Origin of the sequence: Stenotrophomonas sp. 57 (assembly GCF_030291075.1) — a bacterium.
Classification (GTDB): Bacteria; Pseudomonadota; Gammaproteobacteria; order Xanthomonadales; family Xanthomonadaceae; genus Stenotrophomonas.
In genome coordinates this window covers 2,600,567-2,622,627 of sequence record NZ_CP127407.1, presented here as the reverse complement: position 1 = coordinate 2,622,627, position 22,061 = coordinate 2,600,567, and the positions used below count along the sequence as shown (strand labels likewise).

Genomic DNA, 22,061 nt, shown 5'->3' with positions numbered 1-22,061 from the left:
TCCGGCTCTGCGCGCCCAGCCGTCGCGTATCCGGCCCCCACCTACTGAGAACGGCTGATGGACAAGAGCAAGATCCTGACGAGCAATGCGCCGGTCGCGCGCGAGGTGAAATTCAGCGACGGCACGAGCGAGACCGTGCACTTCCGCCAGGTCAGCGCTGGCCAGATGCGCCGCTGGCGCGCGGCGGAAGCTTCCGGCAACGAAGACGAGACCTGCTTTGCAATGCAGCGCCTGGTAGCGGCCAGCCTGTGTGACGCCGACGGGACGCTGGTGCTGAGCGAAGCCGAGTCGCAGAACCTGACGGCGAATGGCCTCACCGACCTGTTCCCCCACGTCATGGCCGTGGCCGGGATCGGTGAAGACGCAAAAAAGTCATCGCCGAGCGTGGACGCGAGTACTTCAGCTGCATCCTAGGCCTCGCGCTCGGCAAGACGCTCGGGGAGATCGACGATCTGCCCGAGCCTGAATTTCAGCGATGGCTGGCGTTCTATCAGCTGTACCCGTTTGACGATCTGCATCGCTACCACCGACCAGCAGCGCTTATCGGCGCCAGTTTTGGCGGGTCGATCCAGAAGAACCTCGACTTCCTGCAGCCGACGCCGGTTGCCCATGAGTTCCCCGACGCCGACCTGCGAACCCTTGCAGCATTCGGCTTGAAACCCCCGAGAGGCTGATCGCATGGCAACTGCCGGCTCCATCGTCATCGACCTGTTGATGAAAACCGGGTCGTTCGTTACGGACACCCAGCGGGCCGAGAAGTCCATGAAATCCATGGGCCAGACTGCGGCGGGTGTCAGCAAGGGCATCGTGGCCGGGTTTACCGCCATCGGCAGCGTTATCGGCGGTGCCATCGCTGCATTCGCGAGCGTGGACGCAGCGATCACCGGCCTGAGCAATGCGATCAATGCTGCCGATCGCATCGACGAACTGTCGGCCAGGTTCAGCATCTCGACGGAGACGCTGTCAGGTTGGGGCTACGCCGCCAAGATGACAGGCTCGGACCTGGAAGGGCTGGTCGGCATCATTCCCAAGTTCAGCAAGAACATCGCCGATGCGTCGAAGGCCGGCAGCGACGCGGACAAGACGTTCAAGGCACTGGGGATCTCGGTCAAGGACCAGGCAGGGAACCTTCGGAGCTTTGAGGACCTGCTGCCCGAAGTGCAGAATCGGTTCGCTGGAATCAGCAACGAGACCACGAAGACCGCGCTGGCGATGCAGCTGTTCGGTAAGTCCGGCTCGGAATTCCTGGAATTCCTCAGTCTCGGTGCCGACGGCATGCGGACCATGGAGGAACGGGCGCGTTCGCTCGGTATCGTCATCGACTCGGACACCGCAGGGGCTGCGGCCGAGTTCAACGACCGCCTAGACGACTTACGTGCGGCAACACAGGGTTGGTTTACCCAGTTGGCCAGCGAGCTGTTGCCGACCCTGACCGACCTGACCACGCAGCTGGTTAACGTTTCTAAAGAGGGCGGCGGCGTCCGCGATGTCGCCCATGGGATCGCTTCGGCCTTTCGCGAGATCGGCAAGGCTGCTGAGATCTTCGGCGTCGTCGAGAGCTGGCTGGACCGCCTGCGGGGTGGCCTGGTTGCAGTCGAGAAGCAGGGAAACGCTGTGATCCGACTCGCCACCGGTCAGTACAGCGGTCTCTTCGGGTCGCAGGGAGGCGGATGGGACGCTTTCGCCAAGGACTATCTGACTGGCACTGCCTATGCAGACAAGGGCTGGGCATCGATGCAGGGCGGCGGATCAGGCATCCCCGATGGAGCGAGAAGCGGTCCCCGCGGTAGACGCACCCGGGCCACCGCGGATGAGATTCAGGCGACGAAGGACCAGACAGAGCAGCTTCGCCGGGCAGCGGAGTGGGAATCTAAGCTGCAAGCCACTTGGGCTGAGGGCGAGAAAAAGAAGTCGGCAGCAGCCTCGCGGCAGGATAAGGAGGCGAAGAAGCTGCAGGACTCCTACCGGTCTACCAACGACCAGCTGGAGCGGCAGATTGCCCTGTTCGGCGACAGCTCCGAACTGAGCCGGGTCAACTACGAAATCCAGTCGGGTGGCCTGAAGGGCATCGACGCAGCCGCGCAGGCCGCGCTCCGATCCAGTGCGTCGCTGCTGGACATGCTCGGCAACATCGACGAGGCCGATTCGATCATGGCCGAGAGTGCCCAGAAGTTCGCCGATGCCTTCGAAGGCATGTTCGGGATCGATGACGACTCCAGCTCGGTGGTCGAGGACAAGTTCAATCAGTGGACGGCCTACGCCGACCAGGCCGCCCGCAACATGCAGGACGCCTTTGCCGACTTCCTCTTCGATCCCTTCTCCGAAGGCCTGGGGGGCATGGCTTCCAACTTCGCCAAGACCCTGCAAAAGATGGCCGCACAGGTGGCTGCGTCCAAGATCTTCGAGTTGGTCGGCGGCTGGGCCAACGGCTACACCGGCGGCGGATCAGGCTGGATCAACGCGATCGGTCGTGCCATCGGTGGAACCTCGGGCGGCCGCGCAGGTGGCGGCCCGGTGGCTGCCGGAAGCATGTACCGCGTGGGCGAGGGTGGCAGGCCGGAGCTGTTCGACCAGGGCGGCAAGACCTATCTGATCCCGGGCGACGCCGGGTCGGTGCGCCCGATCACGGCCGGCATGCCCGCCTCGTCAATGGCCGGAGGTGGTGCCGCGGGCAACGTGTTCAACACCACGCTGAAGATTACCCAGGATGGCACCAGCAGCAGCCAGCAGGGTTCTGGTGCGCAGGGGCAGCAGCTGCAGCAGTCCCTGACCCAGTGGATGAACCGCTGGGCGGTCGACAACCTGCGGCCTGGCGGCCTCCTGTACCGACAAGGGGGCCGCTGATGGCCGATGTATTCACCTGGTGCGTTCGCACGGAGATCACTGGCACCGGCGACTTCCTAGTCAAGGATGCGCGGTTCGGCGATGGCTATCGGCAGACATCTGCTGACGGCCTCAACAACGAGAGCCAGCAGTGGCCGGTTTCGATGGTTGGGCGTGAATCCAAGATCGGCCCCGCGCTGGCTTTCCTGCGGGCGAGGAAAGGCGCCGTGTCGTTCCTGTGGACGCCTCCCTTGGGCGTGCAGGGCTACTACCTGTGCAAGACCTACACCCTGACCCCACACGGCAACGGCGTTTACACGCTGACGGCCACCTTTGAACAGACGTTCCAGCCGTAGGAGAGGCCATGGCCCGCCAGATCATCGACACCACAACCGACCATGGGACCTACAAGGGCGATCCGGCGAAGGTTGCCTTCGAAAAGGTCAATGCCAACGACGCCGAACTTTATGGGATGGTCACCGGCGTAGCAGCGCTGGGCGGCAGCAACATGCTCATCAACTGTGGCTTGCCGATCAACCAGCGTGCTTTCGCTGGCGGCGCGCTGTCGGCCGGAGCGTATGGATACGACCGATGGAAGGCCGGCGCGGGTGGCTGCAATGTCACCATCAACGCGACCACGGGTGTTTTCACCCACACCAGCGGACCGCTGCAGCAGATCGTAGAGGCGCCGCAGCTTGCCTGGGGGCAGCCGTTGACGATCAGCGTGGAGAATCCGAGCGGCAGCATCAGCGTGAGTGTTGGCGGGGCGACAGGGACGATCACCGCCGGCAGTGGGCGTCGAGGCGTGACGCTCACGCCGTCCGGCAGCGGCAACATGACAGTTCAGCTGAGCGCGACCGGTGTCACCTACAGTCGACCGAAGCTCGAACGCGGAAGTGCCGCGACGCCTTTCGAACACCGGCCAGTCGCGCTCGAACAGCTGCTCTGCCAGCGCTACTACTGGCGTTCTGGAACCTTCGCCTCAGCAAACTACCTGGGTGTTGTGTATGGGGTCATTCCCAATGGTGGTGAAACACGGGCCACCGTCTGCCTGTTTTTCCCCGTGGCGATGCGAGTCAAGCCAGCCATGACAACTTTCAATCCGAATGACTCCAGCTCCAGCACTGGCCTTCTGATCGGAATCGCGAACGTCGCTTATCAGTCCATCGACTACGACAGCGCTGGCATCTACCAGGTGAACTTCGCCTCGGCACAGGTGGCTGGTAGGTCGTTCATCTTCAAGGTCGGCCTGGACGCGGAGCTGTGACATGTACCAACTGACGACGAATCCCAACCTTGTGAAGTGCCTGGAGACTGGCGCCACGATCCCCACCAATGCAGACACCTGGCAGGGACGGCAGTATCAGGACTGGCTGGATGCTGGCAACAGACCGGATCCCGCGCCCCCGCCGTATCAGCTCTACAGCGCCGAGCACTTCGCCGCCATCCGGGCGAGTGCTTGGGCATGGATGAGCAGCTGGGTCGCCAAGCGCCGCTACGACAGCATTGAGTCGTGCTGCAGCTACATCGGTAGCAGCGTGGAACGCTATCGGCTGGAGGCTACCGCGATGGTGGCCTGGCGCGATTCGATCAGCCAGGCACTGGAGCAGCTGGTGATGGCCCCTCCGGCCGGTATCCAGACTTGGGAGCAGGTTCAGGCACTGCTGCCGCAGCCGGAAGACTTCAACTGGCCTGACGAGGTGTCGCTACCGCTGGGCACTGGTGAAACGGCGGTGCTGGAATGATCACCGCAGATGTCCAGCAGCTGGAGCCCGGCGGCCGTGTGACGGTCTTTGAGCTGGATGCCAGCAGCATCGGCGCGGACCAGCTCTGGTTCCACCAGCACCTGCAGGCTGGCGTGATCTGGTGGCAGGGCCAGCAGTACGGTGCATGGCCGATCGAGGCTACCGGCTTCGCCCGCACCAGCGATCAGCAGCCGGCGCCGCGTCTGCGCGTCGGCAACGGCGACGGCCGGATCGGGGTCATGTGCCAACTGTACGGCGACTTGGTCGGAGCCCGGATCATCCGCCGGCAGACTCTGGTGAAGTATCTGGATGGGAAGAACTTCCCCCCGCTGCGGAACAAACTGCTGAACAGCAGCATGGACTTGGCACCGTCGGGGGCAACCACACCAACCAATTGGCTGGCTTCCTCATCTGGCGGTACAGGTTTCACGCGGCTTCTGGTTCCGTCGAACCTGGCCAACAGCACACGGGCTTGGCGTTGGACCTTGGAGAACGTCGCAGCCAATCGCTATTGCGAGGGTTACAGCAGCGCAATTGCCATTGAGCCGGGCGTTCCCCTGACGGTGTCAGCCTATGTGCGTGGAAGCGTGGGGGCTCGAGTCTTCTTTCAGCTCCAGCTTCTGGACTCATCCGGCGCCACGGTCGGATGGCCTGGCACGCCGGCCGGTGGCGATTTGGTTGTTGGATCCGCCGACTTCACCCGCAAGTCTTTCACGTTCTCGAACATTCCGGCCAGCGTAGCGTCGTGCAGGGTTTTCGTCCGCGTTTATGGCAACAACACGCCAACACAGTGGTTCGATGTGGACAATGTTCAGGCCGAGGCTGGGACGCAAGTGACGGAGTACCAGTACACGGGCACCAATCTTGACGATGGCCGCAATCCCACCGCCGATCCCAACGAGCACTTCCGGGACGAGATCTGGTTCATCGAGCGCAAGGTGGCCGAGACCAAGGAGATGGTCGAGTTCGAGCTGGCCACTGCCATCGACCTCAACGGCGAGGTGCTGCCAGGCCGGCAGATCATGTCCAACGTCTGCACCTGGCTACTGCGCGGCGGCTACCGTGGGCCTTACTGCAGCTATACCGGGCCGGCCTACTTCGATATCAACGACAACCCCGTGAGTGATCCGGGACAGGACGTGTGCGCCGGCCTTGTGCGCAGCTGCAAACGCAGGTTCGGAGAGAACAACGAGCTGCCCTACGGCGGGTTCCCAGCTTCGGGACTGGTTCGCACCTGATCCAGCGGGACATCGACAGCAAACCCACAGCCCGCCTCGCGCGGGCTTTTTCGTGAGCGATCCATGGAACAGACCACTCTGCAGGCCATCCAGGCGCACGCCATCGCCGAGTACCCGCGCGAGTGCTGCGGCCTAGTCGTGGCCGGCGCCCACGGCGAGATCTATGTGGCCTGCACCAACGCCGCGGCCAAACCCTCCGACCAGTTCCGCATGCCTGCCGAGGACTATGCCGCCGCAGAGGACCTGGGCGAGGTGCTGGCCGTCGTGCACAGCCACCCGAACGCGTCTGCCGCTGCATCCGATGCCGACCGGGTCATGTGCGAGGCCAGCGGCCTGCCGTGGCACATCGTCAGCGTGGGGCAGGTGGCAGGCCAGGCCCCGGCCTGCCACGAAATCCAGTCCATCGAGCCATGCGGCTACCTGGCCCCGTTGGAGGGCCGCCAGTTCGCCCACGGCATCCTCGACTGCTACAGCTTGGTGCGGGACTTCTATGCGCGCGAGCTGGGCATCACGCTCAGCCAGTACGAGCGCGACGACAACTGGTGGGACAACGGCCAGGACCTCTACAGCTTGGACCGGCTGCGCGCCGAGGGCTTCGAGCTGATCGACGGCGAGCCACAGCGAGGCGACATGATCCTGATGCAGGTTCGTTCGCCCGTGCCGAACCACGCCGGCGTCTACCTGGGCGACGACTTGATGCTGCACCACCTCTACGGCCGGCTCTCCGAGAAGACCGTCTACGGCGGCATGTGGGCAGAGCGTACCCGCTACATCGTCAGGCACCGCGAGGCACGCCATGACTGAGCGCCTGCGCAAGATCCGCCTGTATGGCGTCCTGGGCAAGCGCTTCGGCCGCGAGCATCTGCTGGCCGTGGCCAACGTTGCCGAGGCCGTGCGTGCGCTTGGCGTCCTGTTCGACGGCTTTCAGCAGTACCTGCTGGAGGCTGAAGGGAAGGGCGTTCGGTTCGCGATCTTCCTCGGTCCGGAGAACCTGAGCCGCGACCAGCTGCTGGATCCTCCTGGAGACGAGGTGATCCGCATCGCCCCGATCCTGATGGGCGCCAAGAGCGGCGCCCTGCAGACCATCGTGGGCGGCGTGCTGTGGGGTGTGGCCACCTTCATGAGCATCGGCGCCACCGGCTTCGCGCTGGCTGCGTGGTCGGCCGCGGCCAACGTGGGCATGGCGCTGACGCTCGGCGGCGTGTCGCAGATGCTGGCGCCGCCACCGAAGACGGTGGGCAGCAAGGAGAAGCCCGAGAACACGCCGAACTACAGCATGAACGGCACGGTCAACACGCAGGCCGCTGGCGGCCCGGTGCCGCTGGCCTACGGCGGCCACGACACCAAGGGCCTGATGGTGGGCTCGGCAATCATCAGTGGCGGCATCTACGCGGAGGACCAGCTGTGACCATGATCAACCCGAGCGCGGCGGTCATGCGCCAGCTGCCCATCGTCGGCGCCATCCGCAACGAGCTGACCACGGCCAAGCCCAGCCATCTGCAACTGGTTGGCGCCAAGAAGGGCCAGAGCAAGTCGCGCGAGCCGGTCGAAGGTCCTGACACCCTGCGATCGCGCTCGTTCGCGCGCGTGCTCGACCTGATCAGCGAGGGCGAGATCCGTGGCCTGGTCGCGGGAAATCAGTCGATCTACCTTGACCAGGTGCCGGTGCAGAACGCCGACGGCACGTTCAACTTCCAGGGCGTCAGCATCGAGACGCGCTCGGGCACCCAGGACCAACCCCACATCGCTGGCTTCCCCTCGGTAGAGAACGAGGTGGGCGTGGGCGTGGAGCTGCGCAGCAACACGCCGGTCACCCGCACCGTTTCGGGTGCCAGCCTGTCAGCTGTGCGGGTGCGCCTGGCCGTGCCGCAGCTCCAGAAGGTGAACACCGACAACGGCGACACCGAGGGCTATGCCATCGACTACGCCATCGACCTGTCCACGGACAACGGGCCGTTCAACACGGTGCTGACCGCGGCGTTCTCGGGCAAGACCACGACCGAGTACCAGCGCAGCCACCGCATCGAGCTTCCGGCCGGGAATCAGTGGCAGGTGCGCGTTCGCCGCCTCACCCCAAACGCCAACAGCGCCACCATCGCGGACACCACAACGGTCGTATCCCTGACCGAGGTGATTGACGCCAAGCTCCGCTACCCGAACTGCGCGCTTGCCGCGATCCAGGTGGATGGCAGCCAGTTCCAGGGCAAGCCGAGCACGGCCTATCGCATCTGGGCCCGCATCGTGCGGGTGCCGTCGAATTACGACCCGCTGACCCACACCTATTCCGGCGTGTGGGATGGCACGTTCAAGTCGGCATGGACGAACAACCCGGCATGGGTGTTCTACGACATCGTGACCAACGACCGGTTCGGCCTTGGCCACCGGATCCCGCAGGCCTACGTCGACAAGTGGAACCTGTACGCGATCGCGCGCTACTGCGACCAGCTGGTCAGCGATGGCGTGGGCGGGATGGAGCCGCGGTTCACCTGCAGCCTGTACCTGCAGACCGAGGCCGATGCCTTCCGCGTCCTGCAGGATATGGCTTCCATCTTCCGCGGCATCAGCTTCTACGCGGCCGGTCAGGTGATCGCCTCGGCGGACATGCCGAAGGATCCGACGTTCACCTACACCCAGGCCAACGTGGTGGAGGGGCGCTTCACCTACGAGGGCACCGGGCGAAAGGCGCGGCATACCGTCGCCCAGGTGTCGTGGACGGATCCGGACGACTTCGGCCGACAGAAGGTTGAGACGGTGCAGCTGCGCAGCGGCATTGCCCGCTACGGCATCAACAGCACCAGCGTGACCGCATTCGGCTGCGACCGCCGCAGCCAGGCCCAGCGGATCGGCAACCACATCCTCTACAGCGAGAACCTGGAGACCGAGACGGTTGCCTTCGCGGTGGGTCTGGATTCCCTGCGGGTCACCGTCGGGGACATCATCCGGGTAGCCGATCCGGACCGGGCAGGGCGGCGCATGGGTGGGCGCATCCGCAGCGCCACGGCCAGCGCGCTGGTGCTGGATCGGGTGCCGGAGGCGACCGCTGCCGGGCAGACGATCCATGCGACGCTGCCCAGCGGCGTTACCGAGACCCGCACCATCCAGTCGGTCACCGGCAACGAGGTGCGCGTCACGGTGCCGTGGTCCACCGTGCCGGTGGCCCAGTCGGTTTGGGCCATCGAATCGTCCGAGCTGGCACTGCAGCTGTTCCGGGTGATGTCTATCACCGAGCGCCCGATCACCGGTGAGGACGGCATCACCTACGACGTGGTCGGCCTGAAGCACGTGCCGGGCAAGTTCGCGGCGATCGATGACGGCACGCGGATCGAGCAGCCGCCGATCAGCATCATTCCACCGAGCGTGCAGCCGCCGCCGGCAAACGTGCACCTGTCCTCGCATTCGGTGATCGACCAGGGCATCGCCACCCACGTGCTGACCATCGCGTGGGATCAAGCCGACAAGGCCATCGCCTACGACGTGGAGTGGAAGCGCGGTGACCTGGACTGGGTGCGGGCGGGCCGCGTGTCCACCCAGAGCATCGATATTCCGGGCATCTACACCGGGCAGTACCTCGCGCGTGTGCGGGCGATCAATGCAGTGGGCGCGGTGTCGCAGCCCGCGCTGAGCCCGCTGACCAACATCGAGGGCAAGACTACGCCGCCGCCGGCGCTGACCTCGCTGACGGCCACACCGCTGCCGTTCGCCATCGCGCTGGCCTGGGGCTTCCCGCAGGGGGCGACGGATACCCAGCGCACCGAGATCTGGCGTGGCACGGGCCCGAACCGGGAAAACGCGGTAAAGCTGGGCGATTACGCCTATCCGCAGAACCGCCTGCAGCTGGACGGCCTGGCCGCCGGCGCCCGGTTCTACTTCTGGGGCCGGCTGGTCGATCGCAGCGGGAACATCGGTCCCTGGTATCCGGTGGGCGCTGGCGTCATGGGCGAGTCCAGCACCAATCAGTCGGACTACGACGCCTACCTCTCGGGACGGATCACCGAGAGCGCGCTGGGCCAGGACCTGCTGGCCAAGATCGAGAGCATCGACCAGATCGTGCCGCTGATCTGGGAGGCAGGTGCGACCTACAGCCCCGGCCAGACCGTAATCCACAACGGGAAGATCTGGCTGTGGAACGACAGCGCCGCGGGCAATGAGGAGCCGCCGGGCACGAAATGGAAGGACGTGGGCGACGCGGTCGCTCAGGCGGGCGCGGTCGCCGGCCGGGTGAACATCCTGGAGCTGCAGGTCAACGACCCAGAGACCGGCCTGCAGGCCATTGGCCAGAAGACGGATGGCCTGTTCGCGCAGCTCGACGTGCAGGCCGCCGGCGACAGCGACTGGGGCGCAGGCGACACCACGGTGTTCGCGGGAACGCTCACCATCCAGACCGTTATTGCGGAGGGTGACTATTCCTTGGCGCGCCGGCAGGACACGGTTGAGGCCAGCGTTGGCGAGACTCAGGCGATGGGGCAGCAGACATTCCAAGCACTGGTCGACTTGGATGGCAAGATCAGCGTTTCGTACAGCTTGAAGCTGCAAATCGCAGCCAATGGCCAGTACTACGCCGCCGGGATGGGCATCGGCATCGAGAACCAGCCAGACGGCAGCTTCCAGAGCCAGATTCTGTTCCAGGCAGACCGATTCGCGGTGATCAACGTGGTGAACGGGAACATCACGTCACCCTTTGTGATTCAGGGCGGTCAGACCTTCATCAGCCAGGCGCTGATCGGCACCGCGTGGATCACCAGCGCCAAGATTGCCGATGCGGCGATCACCAACGCGAAGATCAGTGGGGTGATCCAGTCCGATGACTATTCGCCGGGACAGACGGGCTGGCGAATCAACAAGGCTGCAGGCGGCGGGTTCGAGTTCAACGGGACGGTGGCCGGCGGTTACCGCCTGAACATCACGAACCAGGGCGTGTACGTGTACTACCAGAACGGGGTCCCCGCAGTCGAACTGGGAGTGTTGCTGTAATGGCAGACGTCGGCCTTCGAGTCAGGAACGAGAACGGCTACGTGGAGACCTCGGTCACCACCAAGCTGTCGAAGATGATTGGGTCATATACGTTCCCGCTCTACAGCCCGGTCAGCTCCAACAACAAGTGGGTGGCCCCGCCGCAGGCAAATGGTGGGCTCGTCGTCAATGACTTCTCTGGTGGCGAGCCCTTCTACTACTTCACCTGTGAGGGGCAGCGGTCTGCATACGGGATGCTGGTTCCTTCGGTGACGATCTCAGGCAACACCATCAGCTGGAACTGGGATCCTGACGTGGTGAACTATCACGTCCGGATGGAGACGTTCCCGAGCCGTCCCACCACAGAAACGGTCGGCGGCATCACCCTTCACTACGGGATCTACAGCTGATGGCCGTCGGACTACGCATTCGGAACCAAGGCACCGGGCAGATCCAGATCGGGGCCGGCTATCGGAACCTGCAGCTGGCCAAGTCGGGAACGCTCAATACCGGAACCTTCGCCGGCGGCGGAACCGGCGGATCGCCGCCATTCGCATCATGGTCTCCGCGCGGCGCCTTGGCATCAACGAACGGGACAACGAATCTCCATGTTTGCCGCTACATCAACGATTCCGTGTCGACCAATACGGGATTCACTCTGGTGCAGAGCGGGGTGACATGTGACGTGTACGCCTCCAACGCGGCTCCGAACAAGACGCTGGAGTACTACACATTCAGTGCCGCTGAGCGAGCGGCGAGTGGGCCGGTCGGTCTGCGCATGCGTGGCGAGGATGGCTCGGTGTTCTACGACTCCAGGCGGAAGGGCATTCGCGTGCTGCAGGTGGTGGCACTTCCGTCGGTGGCCGGGCCACCCATAGAGATCGGCCAGTTTTTCCCAGGCGTAAAAATCGGCATCGCCATCCCGTCACCGCGGTTCTACTACAGCTCGTCGTCGCAGGATCGCTGCACGATGACGGCCGACTACTTCCACATGACGAGCGACAACCGCATCTTCATCTCCCGGCTGCAGACCGTCCAGCAGACCCTGACCACCAACACCTTCCCGGTGGGCGGGGTGACGATGGGGCCGCAGAACGCCACGATCTTCATCGTGGACCTGACCGAGGTTCCGCTGGGGTTTGGTTGAAGAGTCAGTCAGGGCCGAATTTCAATTCAATGCTATCTGTCTAAAGCCTGATTGAAGGAAATCGATGTGAGCGTTGTCACTTTGTGGCCTCGCAAGATTGGATAGGATCAAGCGGCGAGCAAGATGTTCGCGTTCGAAGAAATGGAGCATTTCGTGAAATCGAGTCTTCTGAGTATTTCTTTGCTTCTCGCAGTTGGCAGCGCGTCCGTCGCCCATGCAAGCGGGACTGACCTTGCATCCGTGGCGAATGCGGCGGTGCAGATGGATCCCAGTCTCGCTGTGCCAGCAGGCGTCACGCTGGCAGAACTGCATCGTCTTTATCACCCCAGGAACAACTCGCACATGATCATTCACTACGACATTGCGTCGTGGTTGCGATCGGGTTATGTCGACGAAGGTGTCATTGGATTTGTCTCCTCGACTCCTTTTGAGGGTGGTCATGCGATCAGGGCGTGTTTGAGTCACACGCCGTATGACGATTTCACCTCAACTGACATGAACTGCGAGGGGCAGGTCATTCCTCCCTATCGAGGGATTATCGGCTATCTTTCGACGGTCCAGTTGCCAGGCACCGCGCCACTGTATCGATGCGCTTATGCCTGGAAGGGAAAGCTGCGTCATTTCGACACCCGCGATATCGGTTGCGAAGGAATCTCGGGCGCCCATAACGACGGGCCGCAAGGCTACGTCTTCATGTGATTGAGTGGCCGCCTAGCTGTTGGCTGGGCGGCTCACCCCGCAGGCGAAAGCAATTTCTCGCTGTTGTTCCGCGGCGTGTTCACCGCGCGGCTGACGCGGTAGGCCTCCATCGCCGGCGGCTCGCTGGCCAGCAGCATTGCCATGGCATCGTCGGGACCGGCCGCCATCCACTCATCGATCTGGCCGAGCTGCAGCCATACCGGCATGCGGTCGTGGATGTCGGCCGACACGCCGCTGCTGTCGCCGGTGATGATGGTGAAGGTGCCCAGGTTGCCGTCTGGCAGCAGTGGACTGGCGTCCTCCCAAAGGCCGGCGGCCAGCAGCGGCCCGGCTGCGTGGATGAACCACGGATCCTTCTTGCCGTCCTCGGGGCTGACCGACCACTCGTAGTACCCGGCCATGGGGATCACGCACCGGCGCTTCTTGAACGCCGACCGGAAGGCGGGCTTGGTGGCCACGGTCTCTATGCGGGCATTGATGGTCGAGCCCTGCAGGCCCTTGGCCTTGGCCCAGAACGGCAGCAGGCCCCACGCCAGCCGGGTGACCTGCCGGCCTTCGCCGCGGTCCAGGATCACCGAGGCGCGCTGCGTCGGCGCTAGGTTGTAGCTGGCCTGGATCTCGGCCAGGCTGGGGGCAAGGTCAGCCAGCCCCGGCTGGCCGAAGTCGATCACGGGGAGCTGGACGAATCGGCCGCACATGGCCGGAGGGTAGCCCGGCCGGCCGTGCCCGGGGCGTGTAGGCAGCGGCAGAAGCAATTGCGTGCGAAGGCTGTGGCAGCGGGCGAACCTGAACCGATGGCCAGGGACCTGGCGACAAGGTATGCGGCGTCCCCCTTGGGATCTCAGTATCAGCCCGATTGAGACGCAAATGGCTGCTCGCAGAGCCATCACTCACGCTGAACTCAACGGTTCATTTATGTGATCTCCCGGGCTAGGTTTCAATAAGCCATTGTTTTTTATGGATCTTTAGCTCCATTGAACCTTGTCGCATGGCGTGGTATGGCCATTCCCCTAATTTCCACTAGTCAAGGCCAAATTTCTTAGGCAACATCCGCGGCCAAGCCGGTCAATGGGAGTTGACCAAGCGACGCAAGATTTCGTAGACGCGGCCGTTACGGTTGTTAGCACAGGATGCTTAAGCGGATGAGTGATGGAACAGGGGGACCTGCTGGTCCGAAGGTTGATCTGCAAGAAGTACTTTCGCAGGTCTGGCACCGGGTTGTAGGGCAGGCGAACAAGCTGCTCGAAGCCCATGAGAGTTTTGGGTTCGTTCATTTCAATGCAAAACTGAACCCCAGTTTGGCCGATATTTTGCAGGCATTTGCAACTATCGATTTCGTCCTCAATAAGTTGGTAGAGAGCGGAAAGCTCGAGCCAGAGGAGGCTTTGATAGCGATCAATTCGCGTCAGTGCATCCTGAAAATGAAGGCCCTGTCATTTGCACTTTCAGCCAATGATCAGGGCGAATATGAAAGAGTTATCGGTGAGTTGCGCCAGCACTCCCGGTGATCACCTTCCCCGCACCACGACGTACCTAATGGAGAAATGAAGATGAACGGCGCCCACCTGAACTTTGATCTGTACGCGCTAGCGCAGCCGAAGAACAGGACTGATCTGGCTGCTCTGGCACTTGAAGTGATCGCAGAGCTTGACATCATCGATGCGCATCTGGATGCAGCGATTGCTCGCTGCGCGGCGGAGTCAGCCGTAGCGGCCTGATATTTTGGCCCGCGCTTTGCACGCAAGGCCCCGCAAAAGCGGGGCCTTTTCATTTCGGGTGACTTGACCAGTTTCGCAAACTGCCGTTGCAAGCCTTAACAGTTCCTTGGCCGAACCATTCAGGCAGATGCCGGCCGCGTTCGCAGGATCTGCGACGGCCGGTCGTATCCTTCCGGCCATGCTTCCCTCGCACGGCTACCAAGGTTTCCGCACCGCCCCGATTCCGGCTGGCTGGGTCCAGACCGGTGAGCGCTGGGCGCTCTGGTACAACGGCCGCGAGACGGCCAGCGTCACGCCTGATGGCGGTCCCGGGGTCCGGCTATGGATGGAAGGCCAGAAGATGTGGCAGGTGAAGGAAGTGCGCGCCGCCAACGCTCGACAGGCGAAGCGCTATGCCGAGCGCTGGTGCGCGGCCAGGCTCTATCCCGAGCTGCCGCTGCGTGAGGCCGTTGCCCGGCTGACCGACAGCACGCCGATCCAGTTGCCCCCGCCACTGCCCGGCCTGCCGCCCACCAGGGAGCAGCAGCAACAGGCCCGGCGCCTGGCTGAGGCTGGGGCGAAGGAGATCGAGCGGATCAAGGCGGCGCTGGAGCCGCGCAAGCCGCCGGCGGAGACGAAACCCCGAGCGAGGGACATCCGCAGCAAGGCGCGGTTGAGGGCAGGGCTGGAGCAGATGCGCCGGGGTGTGTAGCGAGAGAGAATGAAGAAAAAAGGCGGAGCCGGAAGATTCACGACTCCATTACGCCATTTTCTTTGAAACCCTTATGCCGCAAGGGTCTTTGGTGCCGGTGAAAGGACTCGAACCTTCATGGGGTCACCCCCGGCTGATTTTGAGTCAGCTGCGTATACCATTCCGCCACACCGGCAGGCAGCGTGCGAGTGTAACCGAGGTGGGCAGGGCTTTCATAGGGGCAAGGCAGATCGAGGCGTTTCCTGTCGGCATCAGCCTTGTGATGGCTATACTGCGGCGGCTTGAATACCTCCAGGAGCGGTAGCCGATGACAGTGTTGCAGGACCTGAGGGTGCTGGTGGTCGAGAACGACGAGATGAGCGCGGCCCTGCTGCAGATGCAGCTGGTGCATGCCGGAGCCACCGTGGTCGGGTTGGCGGCGAGCGTGGCTGAAGCACTGCGCCTGCTGGAGGAGACGTCTCCGGATGTGGCCCTGCTGGACTATCGCCTGGCCCGCAACGAGACCAGCGAACCGGTGGCGGCAGCGTTGTCGGCGCGCCGTGTACCGTTCGTGCTCGCCACCGGGATGCTGGCCGAACAACTGCCGGATGCGATGCTGACCGGCATCCTGCTGGTCAAGCCGTACCTGTCGGCGGATCTGAGCGAGGCGCTGGTTCGCGCAGTGGGTCGCTCCCGCGTCAAGGCCTGACTGGCCCACGTGGAGACGGCCGGCGTATGCTGCCCGGGCCTGAATGCTCAGGCCTACAAGGAGAGTGGCATGAAGAAGTGGATCAAGCGCATGGTTGCTGCGGGTGTCCTTTCGATGGCGGTCTTCGGTGGTACGGCAACTGCCGCGTGGTGCGGCCAGCCCTGTTTCCAGCTCTACAAGAGCTGCATCGCACGCGGCGGTGAGGTTGAGCAGTGCCTGCAGGAACAAGCTTTCTGCGAAGAGGCGATGTGCGGCGGCAATCCCTGATCCAGGAACCCCGCCTCGGCGGGGTTTTTCATCTGCGCAAGGCGCTCAGCCCGCTTCTTCATGTACGTAGCGGATGTCCTCGCGGTCGTCGAGGATGCGGTACTGCTCGGCCAGGTTGTCCGGGTCGGGCGTGAGCCAGGCATCCAGGTGCTCCCTGCGGATCGGTATCACGCCGCGGTCGTGGCCTGCCGCGGCGACATCGCGTGGTGGGGTGTCGGTGATCGTGGCGAACGAGAGCAGGCGGCCTTCCGGGCCCTCCCATTCCGCCCACAGGCAGGCCAGCAACAGGTCGCGGGGCGGCTCTGGACGGAACTCCAGCACCACATCCTGCTCTTTCTCGTCCGTGCCCAGTGTGCGACCGGCAATCGCGTGCCGGGGCACGTGCTCATAGAACGCGCTGACCACCACCACGCCGTGGCGCAGGCCGAACGCGCCTCGCCAATACCCTTCCAGGCTGTCGCGCCGCGCGTTGTAGGTGCCCGGGTAGAGCACGTCGTTACGTGCGGGCTTGTCGGGGAGGCGGCACTGGTAGCGCATCGGCTTGATCACTCGCTGGCCTTTCTCAGTGACCATCACCGGCGCGTAGGTGCCGGGGAAAATGCGGTTGTCGCGCGGCAGCAGCTGCACCCGGTGCAGATCCTCCAGTCGGGCCTGGGCGCGCTCGATGCGGTTCCCGGCCACGCGCAGGTCGTTGCGTGCCTTCTGGGTGGGGCGGGTTGCCAGCGTGGCTTGGGCAATATCCCGGCGCTCGCGCTGGCGGGCCAGCTCCGCTTCCAGATCCTGGCGTTCCTGCGCATGCCACTGCTGGATTTTCGCGACGATGTCGCGGCCCTGTTCGGTGCGGGCGCCGGCAAAGCCGTCATCCATTGCTTTCGGAGTTTTCGGCCGCTTCTTGCCGGGGTCGTGCGCGTACAGTTCCGCGAATTCCTCCAGTGACAGGATGGCGCCGAACTCGCGCACCAGCTTGGCGTAGTCGGCGCGGATCAGGGCGGAATAGCACATAGGGACTCTGCTGGAGGTGGGTCGCAGCGGCTGCGACGCGGATGCGGCAGGATAGCCTGACCCTTTGGAGAGAGTGTATGAACGATTCTGTCACCTGCCAGTTCCGCGAGGCCGTGCCCACGGTGGAAGACTACTGCCAGCTGCGTGTGCTTGCCGGCCTCAGCGCCAAGAGCCGGGAAGCGGCTGAACGCGCGCTGCCCAACACCCTGTTCGGCGTGTGCGCCTATCAAAGGGCTGAGCTGGTGGCGATGGGGCGCATCGTCGGCGATGGCGGATGCCATCTGCAGGTCTGCGATATCGCTGTGCTGCCGCGGTTGCAGGGGCAGGGCCTGGGCAAGGAGGTGATGCGGCGTCTCGATGCATGGATGCAGGCGAACCTGCCGCCGTCGGCGTACGTCAGTCTGCTGGCTGATGGTGAAGCACATCGCCTGTACGCACAGTTTGGTTTCGCGCCGACCGCGCCGGCCTCGATCGGGATGTATCGCCGGTTCTGAAGAGGGGTGGCGGTGAGGTCATCCACGCATGCGTGGATAGGGCCTTCCCTGGAATCGCAGGCAAAGAAAAACCCCGGCCGAAACCGGGGTTTTCAAGAATTGGCGTCCCCACGGGGATTCGAACCCCGGTCGCCACCGTGAAAGGGTGATGTCCTAGGCCTCTAGACGATGGGGACGCACGAAAACTTCAAGTTGTAGATCCTTCGACGGCCTAATGTCGAAGTGGTGGAGCCAAGCGGGATCGAACCGCTGACCTCCTGCATGCCATGCAGGCGCTCTCCCAGCTGAGCTATGGCCCCATGAAACTCCGGATGATCTGCCGGGAGCAGAGTCCGTTTTGAAACTGGCGTCCCCACGGGGATTCGAACCCCGGTCGCCACCGTGAAAGGGTGATGTCCTAGGCCTCTAGACGATGGGGACGCACGAAAAACTTCAAGTTGTAGAACCTTCGACGGCCTAATGTCGAAAGTGGTGGAGCCAAGCGGGATCGAACCGCTGACCTCCTGCATGCCATGCAGGCGCTCTCCCAGCTGAGCTATGGCCCCGTGTTACCGAGCCGCCTATCATACCTGCGTGTTCACGTTTGTGGAAGTCTTTTTTGAACTTTTTTCGTTCCGGTTCAACCATCGCCACAAGGGCGGGGGAACCGCAACGCCACAACCTGAATGCCGGTAGGCGGTGAACAAAAAAGACCCGGTTATCGGCCGGGTCCTCGTTGTTCGTGATGAGTGGCGTCCCCACGGGGATTCGAACCCCGGTCGCCACCGTGAAAGGGTGATGTCCTAGGCCTCTAGACGATGGGGACGCAATTCTCATCAATGTTCTTCGCGACCTTTCGACGGCCTAATGCCGAAAGATTGGTGGAGCCAAGCGGGATCGAACCGCTGACCTCCTGCATGCCATGCAGGCGCTCTCCCAGCTGAGCTATGGCCCCACGTCGCTGAGGAGCGAAATAATAGCCTTGCCCCAGGGGGTTGGCAAGCATTTGTTGCACTTTTCTTCACGTGCGCTGCGACGCTGCTGTCCGTCGCCTGTGGTCAGGCATTGTCCTCGGTCAGTGCCGCCAGGATCGGGCACTGATCCCGTGTTCCGTGTCCCGGGCAGGCGTCGACCAGCTGCGAAAGTGCCGTGTGCATGCGCTGCAGCTCGACCATTCGTTGCGCGATGTCCTGCAGGCGCGCCTGGGCGGTGTCACGCACGCTGCCCATGTCCTGCGAGTGGTGGTCGCTCAAGGCGAGCAGCTCGCCGACCTCTTCCAGGCTGAAGCCCAGCGCCTTGGCGCGTCGGATGAAGCGAAGGCGGCGCAGGTCCTGTTCGCCGAAGATGCGGTACCCGCCGGCCGTGCGGGCTGCCGTCCGCAGCAGCTGCTGCCGCTCGTAGTAGCGCACGGTATCGATGGGCACGCCCGCCTGGCGGGCCAGTTGTCCAATGTTCATGGCGGATTCCTGCGGATGCTGCGGGCCATTGTGAAGCCTGGAGCCGGCTCGAGGGTCAAGGCCGGACGCTCGCGCCGCGTATTCAGCGTACTTTGCAACTTTCTTCATAGCCCCGCTGATGGGCCAGTTCCTACGCTTCGCCTGAACCGGCCACCCGATGGCCTGCAACGAAGCGAGGAGGTGGTCTGTGGATGGAATCAGCAACGAAGGATTCGTCGAGGTCGCAGTGGTCGAGTATCCGGGGGGCGACCCCTCCGCCGCGTCGGTACTGGCCGAGATGACTCATGTCGCCAACCGCCTTGCACAGCAGCAGCGTCGGCCATTCAAGCGCGTGGTGGTCACGCGATGGATCGTACCCGCCAGCCAGACCGGCGTGCATCGCATTGCCGGTGCGGAGATGCTGGAAGCCGCCATTCCCGCGGTGATCGCGGTCCCTGGCCAGATCAGCCCGGGAACCTGCCTGCGCGCCGAGGAAGTCCTGCTGGACTGGCTGCGGGCCCATTACGACGGCGGCAGCCTGCTGGCAGCCGCCAGTGACGGAGTGGGTGTGCTGGCGCGGGCCGGCCTGCTGGCGGGCCGAACGGTCAGCGGGCCCGATCTTGGGCGGCATCCCGGTTTGCAGGCCCAGGCGGTGAGCTGGGTGCCCAGCGAACGTGCGCTGGTCGACGACGGCGATCTGCTGACGGTCGGTGGCTCGCAGGCCTGGCGGTTCCTGGCCCTGCGGCTGCTGTACCGGTTGCACGGGCAAGGCGTGGCCAGTGCGGTCGCACAGCAGTTGGGAATCGCCGTACCCGCCGGGATCCAGCAGGATCTGGAGCGCTTCAGTGCGAACTTCGCCCATGGTGATCGTGATGTGCTGAAGGCGCAGCGCTGGCTGCATACCACTGCAGCACGAGGTGCCACCCTGGCTGCCATCTGCGAGGTTTCCGGATTGGAGCCGCGGACGCTGCAGCGACGCTTCCTCAGGGCCACCGGCCTGCGACCGATCGAGTACTGCCAGCGGCTTCGTATTGCCAAGGCGCAGACGCTGCTGCAGCAGGGCGCCGGGATCGACGAGGTGGCCTGGGGTGTGGGCTACGCCGACCAGAGTGCATTCCGACGCCTGTTCCTTCGCATCGTGGGCATGACGCCGGCCAACTATCGCCGCCATGTCAGTTGCAAGCGGCGCGAGCGACCGCTGATGCCGTCGGTGGCCGGAAGCCTGCGCGGGCTGCAGGCGCCGTCGGGTGTGCAATTGGGACGAAGTGCCGCGTGATGCGTGGTGGTGGGGAGTGCTTGCAACCTGGGGGCGAGGCTTCGACCATGCAGGCAGTGGACGATTGAGCGGGTGGGCTGATGTCGAGCGTAGGGCCGGTACCGATGCCGGTGGTGTTGATCCTTGCATGTGCGTTGCTCGCAATGGGTATTGCCCGCCTGTGGCCACGCGGGAAGGGCGAAATGCCGGTGCCCTCGGCAGCCAGCATGGTGCTGGACATGTTGCTGATCGGCCTGCTGTGCGGGCGCATCAGCTTTGTCGCGCTGAATGTTGCACTCTATCGCCAGGCACCCTGGAGCATCCTGCAGATCACCGACGGCGGCTACCACCTGGGGGTGGTGCTGGTATCAGGGCTGGCCTGGGCACTGTGGCGCCTGCGGCCGTGGCGCGCACTGCGTGTACCGGTGTTGGCCAGTGCGCTGGTCGGCGTGCTGCTCTGGGCCGGTGGTGGCGCGTTGTTGTCTGCCTGGCAGGAGCGGCAGATGCCGCTGCCAATGCTGCAGGTGGAAGACCTGAAGGGCGGCAAGGTCGATCTGCAGCAGTTTCGCGGCAAGCCACTGGTGCTGAATCTGTGGGCCACGTGGTGCGGGCCCTGCCGCCGTGAGATGCCGGTGCTGGCGACGGCTCAGCAGGTCCATGCCGATGTGCAGGTCGCATTCCTCAACCAGGGCGAAACCCTGGATGAGGTCCAGGGTTTCCTGGCCAGCCAACGACTGGAGCTGGGCAATGTGCTGCTGGACGATGAGGCTGCCGCTTCAACCGTGCTGGGCGTGCAGGCCTATCCTTCGACGCTCTTCTTCGACGCCGATGGGCGCCTGCGTGAACTGCACCTGGGCGAACTGACGGCGGCCGGTCTTGAACACAAACTGCGCCGGCTGCGGTAGCCTGCGCGGGCATCTCACTACGGAGTTCCCATGTTGTCGACTTCCCTGCGCACTGCTCCGGCGGTGCTCTTGCTGCCGGTCATGCTGGCATTGGCCGCCTGCAGCCAGGCACAGACGCCACCGGGCAAGGCCGCCACGGCGCCGACGGCCGGCGCACCGGCCACGACTGCCCAGGGCGATCGCCCGGCGGTGCTGAAGGGCATCGAGAAGCACGGCTTCGAGGTCGTTGCCGAGTTTGATGCGCCGGGTGGCCTGCGTGGCTTTGCCGGCGTGGTAGGTGGCCAGCAGCCTGCAGCGGCCTATGTCACGGCCGATGGCAAGCATGTGCTGGTGGGCAGCCTGTTCGATGCCGAGGGCAATGATGTGGCCGCCGAGGCGGTCGAAAAGCTGGTCGCCGCACCGATGTCGGCCAAGATGTGGACCAAGCTGGAAGCCAGTGCCTGGGTGCGCGATGGCAAGGCCGACGCGCCGCGCGTGGTCTACACCTTCAGTGACGCCAACTGCCCCTACTGCCACAAATTCTGGGAGGCAGCGCGGCCGTGGGTCGATGCCGGCAAGGTGCAGCTGCGTCACATCATGGTTGGCGTGATCCGCGAGGACAGCCCGGCCAAGGCCGCCGCCATCCTCGCCGCGCGTGATCCGAGCGCGGCGCTGCTGGAGAACGAGCACCAGTTCGACCGTGGCGGCATCAAGGCGCTGCCGAACATCAGCCGCGAGATCGCAGGCAAGCTTGATGCCAACCAGGTCCTGATGCTGGAGATGGGCTTCCAGGGCACGCCAGGCATCCTGTTCCAGGATTCACAGGGTCAGGTGCAGCGCCGCGCCGGACTGCCGCAGGGCGACGACCTGACGACGGTGCTCGGCCCGCGCTGACCCGTGTCGACATGATGACGTAGCCCACAGGCCCGCATGGCGACATGCGGGCCTGTCGCGTTCTGTGCCCCAGGCGGACACAACCGCTTGCGCATGACCTGTTCAAGGTCACGTCTGAATCGTGACTGAGATCAAGCATCGCGCCTTGATT

Annotated in this window: 25 protein-coding genes and 7 tRNA genes; 21 read left to right on the top strand and 11 right to left on the bottom strand. The window is 64.1% G+C overall.

Going from position 1 to position 22,061, the window contains the following annotated elements; genetic code table 11:
* The first annotated feature begins 57 nt into the window (after positions 1-57).
* The gene (locus QP512_RS12070) at positions 58-414 is read left to right on the top strand and encodes a hypothetical protein (protein WP_286068802.1); all 357 of its coding nucleotides are present in this window, start codon (positions 58-60) and stop codon (positions 412-414) included.
* Here the strand turns inward: QP512_RS12070 and QP512_RS12065 are convergent.
* On the bottom strand, positions 411-680 hold the full coding sequence (locus QP512_RS12065; protein WP_286068801.1) for a hypothetical protein: 270 nt from the start codon (positions 678-680) through the stop codon (positions 411-413). The genes QP512_RS12070 and QP512_RS12065 overlap by 4 nt on opposite strands.
* Here QP512_RS12065 and QP512_RS12060 point away from each other — a divergent pair.
* The 11 genes from QP512_RS12060 to QP512_RS12010 all read left to right on the top strand — a co-directional run bounded on the left by QP512_RS12060 (position 679) and on the right by QP512_RS12010 (position 12,602).
* Complete coding sequence (locus QP512_RS12060) at positions 679-2,844, top strand: phage tail tape measure protein (RefSeq protein ID WP_286068800.1); 2,166 nt, start codon at positions 679-681, stop codon at positions 2,842-2,844. The two genes, QP512_RS12065 and QP512_RS12060, sit on opposite strands and share 2 nt — an antisense overlap.
* The gene (locus tag QP512_RS12055) at positions 2,844-3,179 is read left to right on the top strand and encodes a phage tail protein (RefSeq protein ID WP_286068799.1); all 336 of its coding nucleotides are present in this window, start codon (positions 2,844-2,846) and stop codon (positions 3,177-3,179) included. The genes QP512_RS12060 and QP512_RS12055 overlap by 1 nt, the downstream gene beginning before the upstream one ends.
* An 8-nt stretch (positions 3,180-3,187) precedes the next feature.
* Entirely contained in the window at positions 3,188-4,090 is a 903-nt protein-coding gene (locus tag QP512_RS12050) for a hypothetical protein (protein ID WP_286068798.1), read from the top strand.
* Between the two features lies 1 nt (position 4,091).
* On the top strand, positions 4,092-4,568 hold the full coding sequence (locus QP512_RS12045; RefSeq protein ID WP_286068797.1) for a hypothetical protein: 477 nt from the start codon (positions 4,092-4,094) through the stop codon (positions 4,566-4,568).
* Complete coding sequence (locus QP512_RS12040; RefSeq protein WP_286068796.1) at positions 4,565-5,806, top strand: phage minor tail protein L; 1,242 nt, start codon at positions 4,565-4,567, stop codon at positions 5,804-5,806. Before QP512_RS12045 ends, QP512_RS12040 begins: the two co-directional genes overlap by 4 nt.
* Before the next feature lie 63 nt (positions 5,807-5,869).
* Positions 5,870-6,610, top strand: coding sequence for a C40 family peptidase (locus tag QP512_RS12035; protein ID WP_286068795.1), 741 nt, complete (start codon positions 5,870-5,872; stop codon positions 6,608-6,610).
* On the top strand, positions 6,603-7,214 hold the full coding sequence (locus QP512_RS12030; protein WP_286068793.1) for a tail assembly protein: 612 nt from the start codon (positions 6,603-6,605) through the stop codon (positions 7,212-7,214). Before QP512_RS12035 ends, QP512_RS12030 begins: the two co-directional genes overlap by 8 nt.
* 2 nt (positions 7,215-7,216) lie before the next feature.
* Positions 7,217-10,777: a host specificity protein J gene (locus tag QP512_RS12025; RefSeq protein ID WP_286068792.1), complete on the top strand. Its 3,561-nt coding sequence runs from the start codon at positions 7,217-7,219 to the stop codon at positions 10,775-10,777.
* Entirely contained in the window at positions 10,777-11,166 is a 390-nt protein-coding gene (locus QP512_RS12020; protein WP_286068790.1) for a hypothetical protein, read from the top strand. Before QP512_RS12025 ends, QP512_RS12020 begins: the two co-directional genes overlap by 1 nt.
* A complete protein-coding gene (locus QP512_RS12015; RefSeq protein ID WP_286068789.1) occupies positions 11,166-11,903 on the top strand; it encodes a hypothetical protein in 738 nt (245 codons plus the stop codon). The genes QP512_RS12020 and QP512_RS12015 overlap by 1 nt, the downstream gene beginning before the upstream one ends.
* A gap of 123 nt (positions 11,904-12,026) precedes the next feature.
* On the top strand, positions 12,027-12,602 hold the full coding sequence (locus QP512_RS12010) for a hypothetical protein (protein ID WP_286068787.1): 576 nt from the start codon (positions 12,027-12,029) through the stop codon (positions 12,600-12,602).
* Positions 12,603-12,634: 32 nt separating this feature from the next.
* Here the strand turns inward: QP512_RS12010 and QP512_RS12005 are convergent, their stop codons facing one another.
* A complete protein-coding gene (locus QP512_RS12005) occupies positions 12,635-13,300 on the bottom strand; it encodes an SOS response-associated peptidase (protein ID WP_286068786.1) in 666 nt (221 codons plus the stop codon).
* Positions 13,301-13,744: 444 nt separating this feature from the next.
* Between QP512_RS12005 and QP512_RS12000 the strand changes: the two genes are divergently transcribed.
* The 3 genes from QP512_RS12000 (at position 13,745) to QP512_RS11990 (ending at position 15,011) form a co-directional block, all read left to right on the top strand.
* Complete coding sequence (locus QP512_RS12000) at positions 13,745-14,110, top strand: hypothetical protein (RefSeq protein WP_286068785.1); 366 nt, start codon at positions 13,745-13,747, stop codon at positions 14,108-14,110.
* Between the two features lie 42 nt (positions 14,111-14,152).
* Positions 14,153-14,320 (top strand): hypothetical protein, encoded by a 168-nt coding sequence (locus QP512_RS11995; RefSeq protein ID WP_286068784.1) that lies wholly within the window; start codon positions 14,153-14,155, stop codon positions 14,318-14,320.
* A 178-nt stretch (positions 14,321-14,498) separates the two neighbouring features.
* Positions 14,499-15,011, top strand: coding sequence for a hypothetical protein (locus tag QP512_RS11990; RefSeq protein WP_286068783.1), 513 nt, complete (start codon positions 14,499-14,501; stop codon positions 15,009-15,011).
* Between the two features lie 89 nt (positions 15,012-15,100).
* On the opposite strand, the gene QP512_RS11985 is transcribed toward QP512_RS11990, so the two are convergent.
* A tRNA-Leu gene (locus tag QP512_RS11985) sits at positions 15,101-15,186 on the bottom strand.
* Positions 15,187-15,318: 132 nt separating this feature from the next.
* On the opposite strand from QP512_RS11985, the gene QP512_RS11980 reads away from it, so the two are divergent.
* Together QP512_RS11980 and QP512_RS11975 are read left to right on the top strand one after the other, a co-directional pair.
* Positions 15,319-15,699 carry a response regulator gene (locus QP512_RS11980; RefSeq protein ID WP_286068782.1) on the top strand — a complete coding sequence of 127 codons (381 nt, stop codon included), beginning with the start codon at positions 15,319-15,321 and terminating at the stop codon, positions 15,697-15,699.
* A 69-nt stretch (positions 15,700-15,768) separates the two neighbouring features.
* Positions 15,769-15,966 carry a hypothetical protein gene (locus QP512_RS11975; protein ID WP_006461763.1) on the top strand — a complete coding sequence of 66 codons (198 nt, stop codon included), beginning with the start codon at positions 15,769-15,771 and terminating at the stop codon, positions 15,964-15,966.
* A 45-nt stretch (positions 15,967-16,011) separates the two neighbouring features.
* Here QP512_RS11975 and QP512_RS11970 read toward each other — a convergent pair whose 3' ends face one another.
* Positions 16,012-16,968, bottom strand: coding sequence for an SOS response-associated peptidase family protein (locus tag QP512_RS11970; protein ID WP_286068780.1), 957 nt, complete (start codon positions 16,966-16,968; stop codon positions 16,012-16,014).
* Between the two features lie 77 nt (positions 16,969-17,045).
* On the opposite strand from QP512_RS11970, the gene QP512_RS11965 reads away from it, so the two are divergent.
* Positions 17,046-17,462, top strand: coding sequence for a GNAT family N-acetyltransferase (locus QP512_RS11965; protein WP_286068778.1), 417 nt, complete (start codon positions 17,046-17,048; stop codon positions 17,460-17,462).
* Between the two features lie 100 nt (positions 17,463-17,562).
* Here QP512_RS11965 and QP512_RS11960 read toward each other — a convergent pair.
* The 7 genes from QP512_RS11960 to QP512_RS11930 form a co-directional block, all read right to left on the bottom strand.
* Positions 17,563-17,638, bottom strand: a tRNA-Glu gene (locus QP512_RS11960).
* A gap of 47 nt (positions 17,639-17,685) precedes the next feature.
* A tRNA-Ala gene (locus tag QP512_RS11955) sits at positions 17,686-17,761 on the bottom strand.
* A gap of 45 nt (positions 17,762-17,806) precedes the next feature.
* Positions 17,807-17,882, bottom strand: a tRNA-Glu gene (locus QP512_RS11950).
* A gap of 49 nt (positions 17,883-17,931) precedes the next feature.
* Positions 17,932-18,007: transfer RNA gene (locus tag QP512_RS11945), tRNA-Ala, on the bottom strand.
* Positions 18,008-18,191: 184 nt separating this feature from the next.
* Positions 18,192-18,267: transfer RNA gene (locus tag QP512_RS11940), tRNA-Glu, on the bottom strand.
* Between the two features lie 53 nt (positions 18,268-18,320).
* Positions 18,321-18,396, bottom strand: a tRNA-Ala gene (locus QP512_RS11935).
* Positions 18,397-18,499: 103 nt separating this feature from the next.
* Entirely contained in the window at positions 18,500-18,898 is a 399-nt protein-coding gene (locus QP512_RS11930) for a heavy metal-responsive transcriptional regulator (RefSeq protein WP_286068777.1), read from the bottom strand.
* 187 nt (positions 18,899-19,085) lie between these two features.
* Here QP512_RS11930 and QP512_RS11925 point away from each other — a divergent pair, with 187 nt between their 5' ends.
* From QP512_RS11925 to dsbG, 3 genes are all read left to right on the top strand, one after another.
* Positions 19,086-20,153 carry a helix-turn-helix domain-containing protein gene (locus QP512_RS11925; RefSeq protein WP_286068776.1) on the top strand — a complete coding sequence of 356 codons (1,068 nt, stop codon included), beginning with the start codon at positions 19,086-19,088 and terminating at the stop codon, positions 20,151-20,153.
* An 80-nt stretch (positions 20,154-20,233) separates the two neighbouring features.
* Positions 20,234-21,037, top strand: a complete 804-nt coding sequence (locus tag QP512_RS11920; protein ID WP_286068774.1) for a TlpA disulfide reductase family protein — start codon at positions 20,234-20,236, stop codon at positions 21,035-21,037.
* A 30-nt stretch (positions 21,038-21,067) separates the two neighbouring features.
* A complete protein-coding gene (gene dsbG, locus QP512_RS11915) occupies positions 21,068-21,910 on the top strand; it encodes a thiol:disulfide interchange protein DsbG (protein WP_286068772.1) in 843 nt (280 codons plus the stop codon).
* The last annotated feature ends 151 nt before the right edge of the window (positions 21,911-22,061 follow it).

Excerpts from the sequence above, each read along its gene's own strand:
- QP512_RS12070 (WP_286068802.1), top strand. The coding sequence starts at position 58 with ATGGACAAGAGCAAGATCCTGACGAGCAATGCGCCGGTCGCGCGCGAG.
- QP512_RS12060 (WP_286068800.1), top strand. The coding sequence starts at position 679 with ATGGCAACTGCCGGCTCCATCGTCATCGACCTGTTGATGAAAACCGGG.
- QP512_RS12065 (WP_286068801.1), bottom strand. The coding sequence starts at position 680 with ATGCGATCAGCCTCTCGGGGGTTTCAAGCCGAATGCTGCAAGGGTTCG.
- QP512_RS12055 (WP_286068799.1), top strand. The coding sequence starts at position 2,844 with ATGGCCGATGTATTCACCTGGTGCGTTCGCACGGAGATCACTGGCACC.
- QP512_RS12050 (WP_286068798.1), top strand. The coding sequence starts at position 3,188 with ATGGCCCGCCAGATCATCGACACCACAACCGACCATGGGACCTACAAG.
- QP512_RS12045 (WP_286068797.1), top strand. The coding sequence starts at position 4,092 with ATGTACCAACTGACGACGAATCCCAACCTTGTGAAGTGCCTGGAGACT.
- QP512_RS12040 (WP_286068796.1), top strand. The coding sequence starts at position 4,565 with ATGATCACCGCAGATGTCCAGCAGCTGGAGCCCGGCGGCCGTGTGACG.
- QP512_RS12035 (WP_286068795.1), top strand. The coding sequence starts at position 5,870 with ATGGAACAGACCACTCTGCAGGCCATCCAGGCGCACGCCATCGCCGAG.
- QP512_RS12030 (WP_286068793.1), top strand. The coding sequence starts at position 6,603 with ATGACTGAGCGCCTGCGCAAGATCCGCCTGTATGGCGTCCTGGGCAAG.
- QP512_RS12025 (WP_286068792.1), top strand. The coding sequence starts at position 7,217 with ATGATCAACCCGAGCGCGGCGGTCATGCGCCAGCTGCCCATCGTCGGC.
- QP512_RS12020 (WP_286068790.1), top strand. The coding sequence starts at position 10,777 with ATGGCAGACGTCGGCCTTCGAGTCAGGAACGAGAACGGCTACGTGGAG.
- QP512_RS12015 (WP_286068789.1), top strand. The coding sequence starts at position 11,166 with ATGGCCGTCGGACTACGCATTCGGAACCAAGGCACCGGGCAGATCCAG.
- QP512_RS12010 (WP_286068787.1), top strand. The coding sequence starts at position 12,027 with ATGTTCGCGTTCGAAGAAATGGAGCATTTCGTGAAATCGAGTCTTCTG.
- QP512_RS12005 (WP_286068786.1), bottom strand. The coding sequence starts at position 13,300 with ATGTGCGGCCGATTCGTCCAGCTCCCCGTGATCGACTTCGGCCAGCCG.
- QP512_RS12000 (WP_286068785.1), top strand. The coding sequence starts at position 13,745 with ATGAGTGATGGAACAGGGGGACCTGCTGGTCCGAAGGTTGATCTGCAA.
- QP512_RS11995 (WP_286068784.1), top strand. The coding sequence starts at position 14,153 with ATGAACGGCGCCCACCTGAACTTTGATCTGTACGCGCTAGCGCAGCCG.
- QP512_RS11990 (WP_286068783.1), top strand. The coding sequence starts at position 14,499 with ATGCTTCCCTCGCACGGCTACCAAGGTTTCCGCACCGCCCCGATTCCG.
- QP512_RS11980 (WP_286068782.1), top strand. The coding sequence starts at position 15,319 with ATGACAGTGTTGCAGGACCTGAGGGTGCTGGTGGTCGAGAACGACGAG.
- QP512_RS11975 (WP_006461763.1), top strand. The coding sequence starts at position 15,769 with ATGAAGAAGTGGATCAAGCGCATGGTTGCTGCGGGTGTCCTTTCGATG.
- QP512_RS11970 (WP_286068780.1), bottom strand. The coding sequence starts at position 16,968 with ATGTGCTATTCCGCCCTGATCCGCGCCGACTACGCCAAGCTGGTGCGC.
- QP512_RS11965 (WP_286068778.1), top strand. The coding sequence starts at position 17,046 with ATGAACGATTCTGTCACCTGCCAGTTCCGCGAGGCCGTGCCCACGGTG.
- QP512_RS11930 (WP_286068777.1), bottom strand. The coding sequence starts at position 18,898 with ATGAACATTGGACAACTGGCCCGCCAGGCGGGCGTGCCCATCGATACC.
- QP512_RS11920 (WP_286068774.1), top strand. The coding sequence starts at position 20,234 with ATGTCGAGCGTAGGGCCGGTACCGATGCCGGTGGTGTTGATCCTTGCA.
- dsbG (WP_286068772.1), top strand. The coding sequence starts at position 21,068 with ATGTTGTCGACTTCCCTGCGCACTGCTCCGGCGGTGCTCTTGCTGCCG.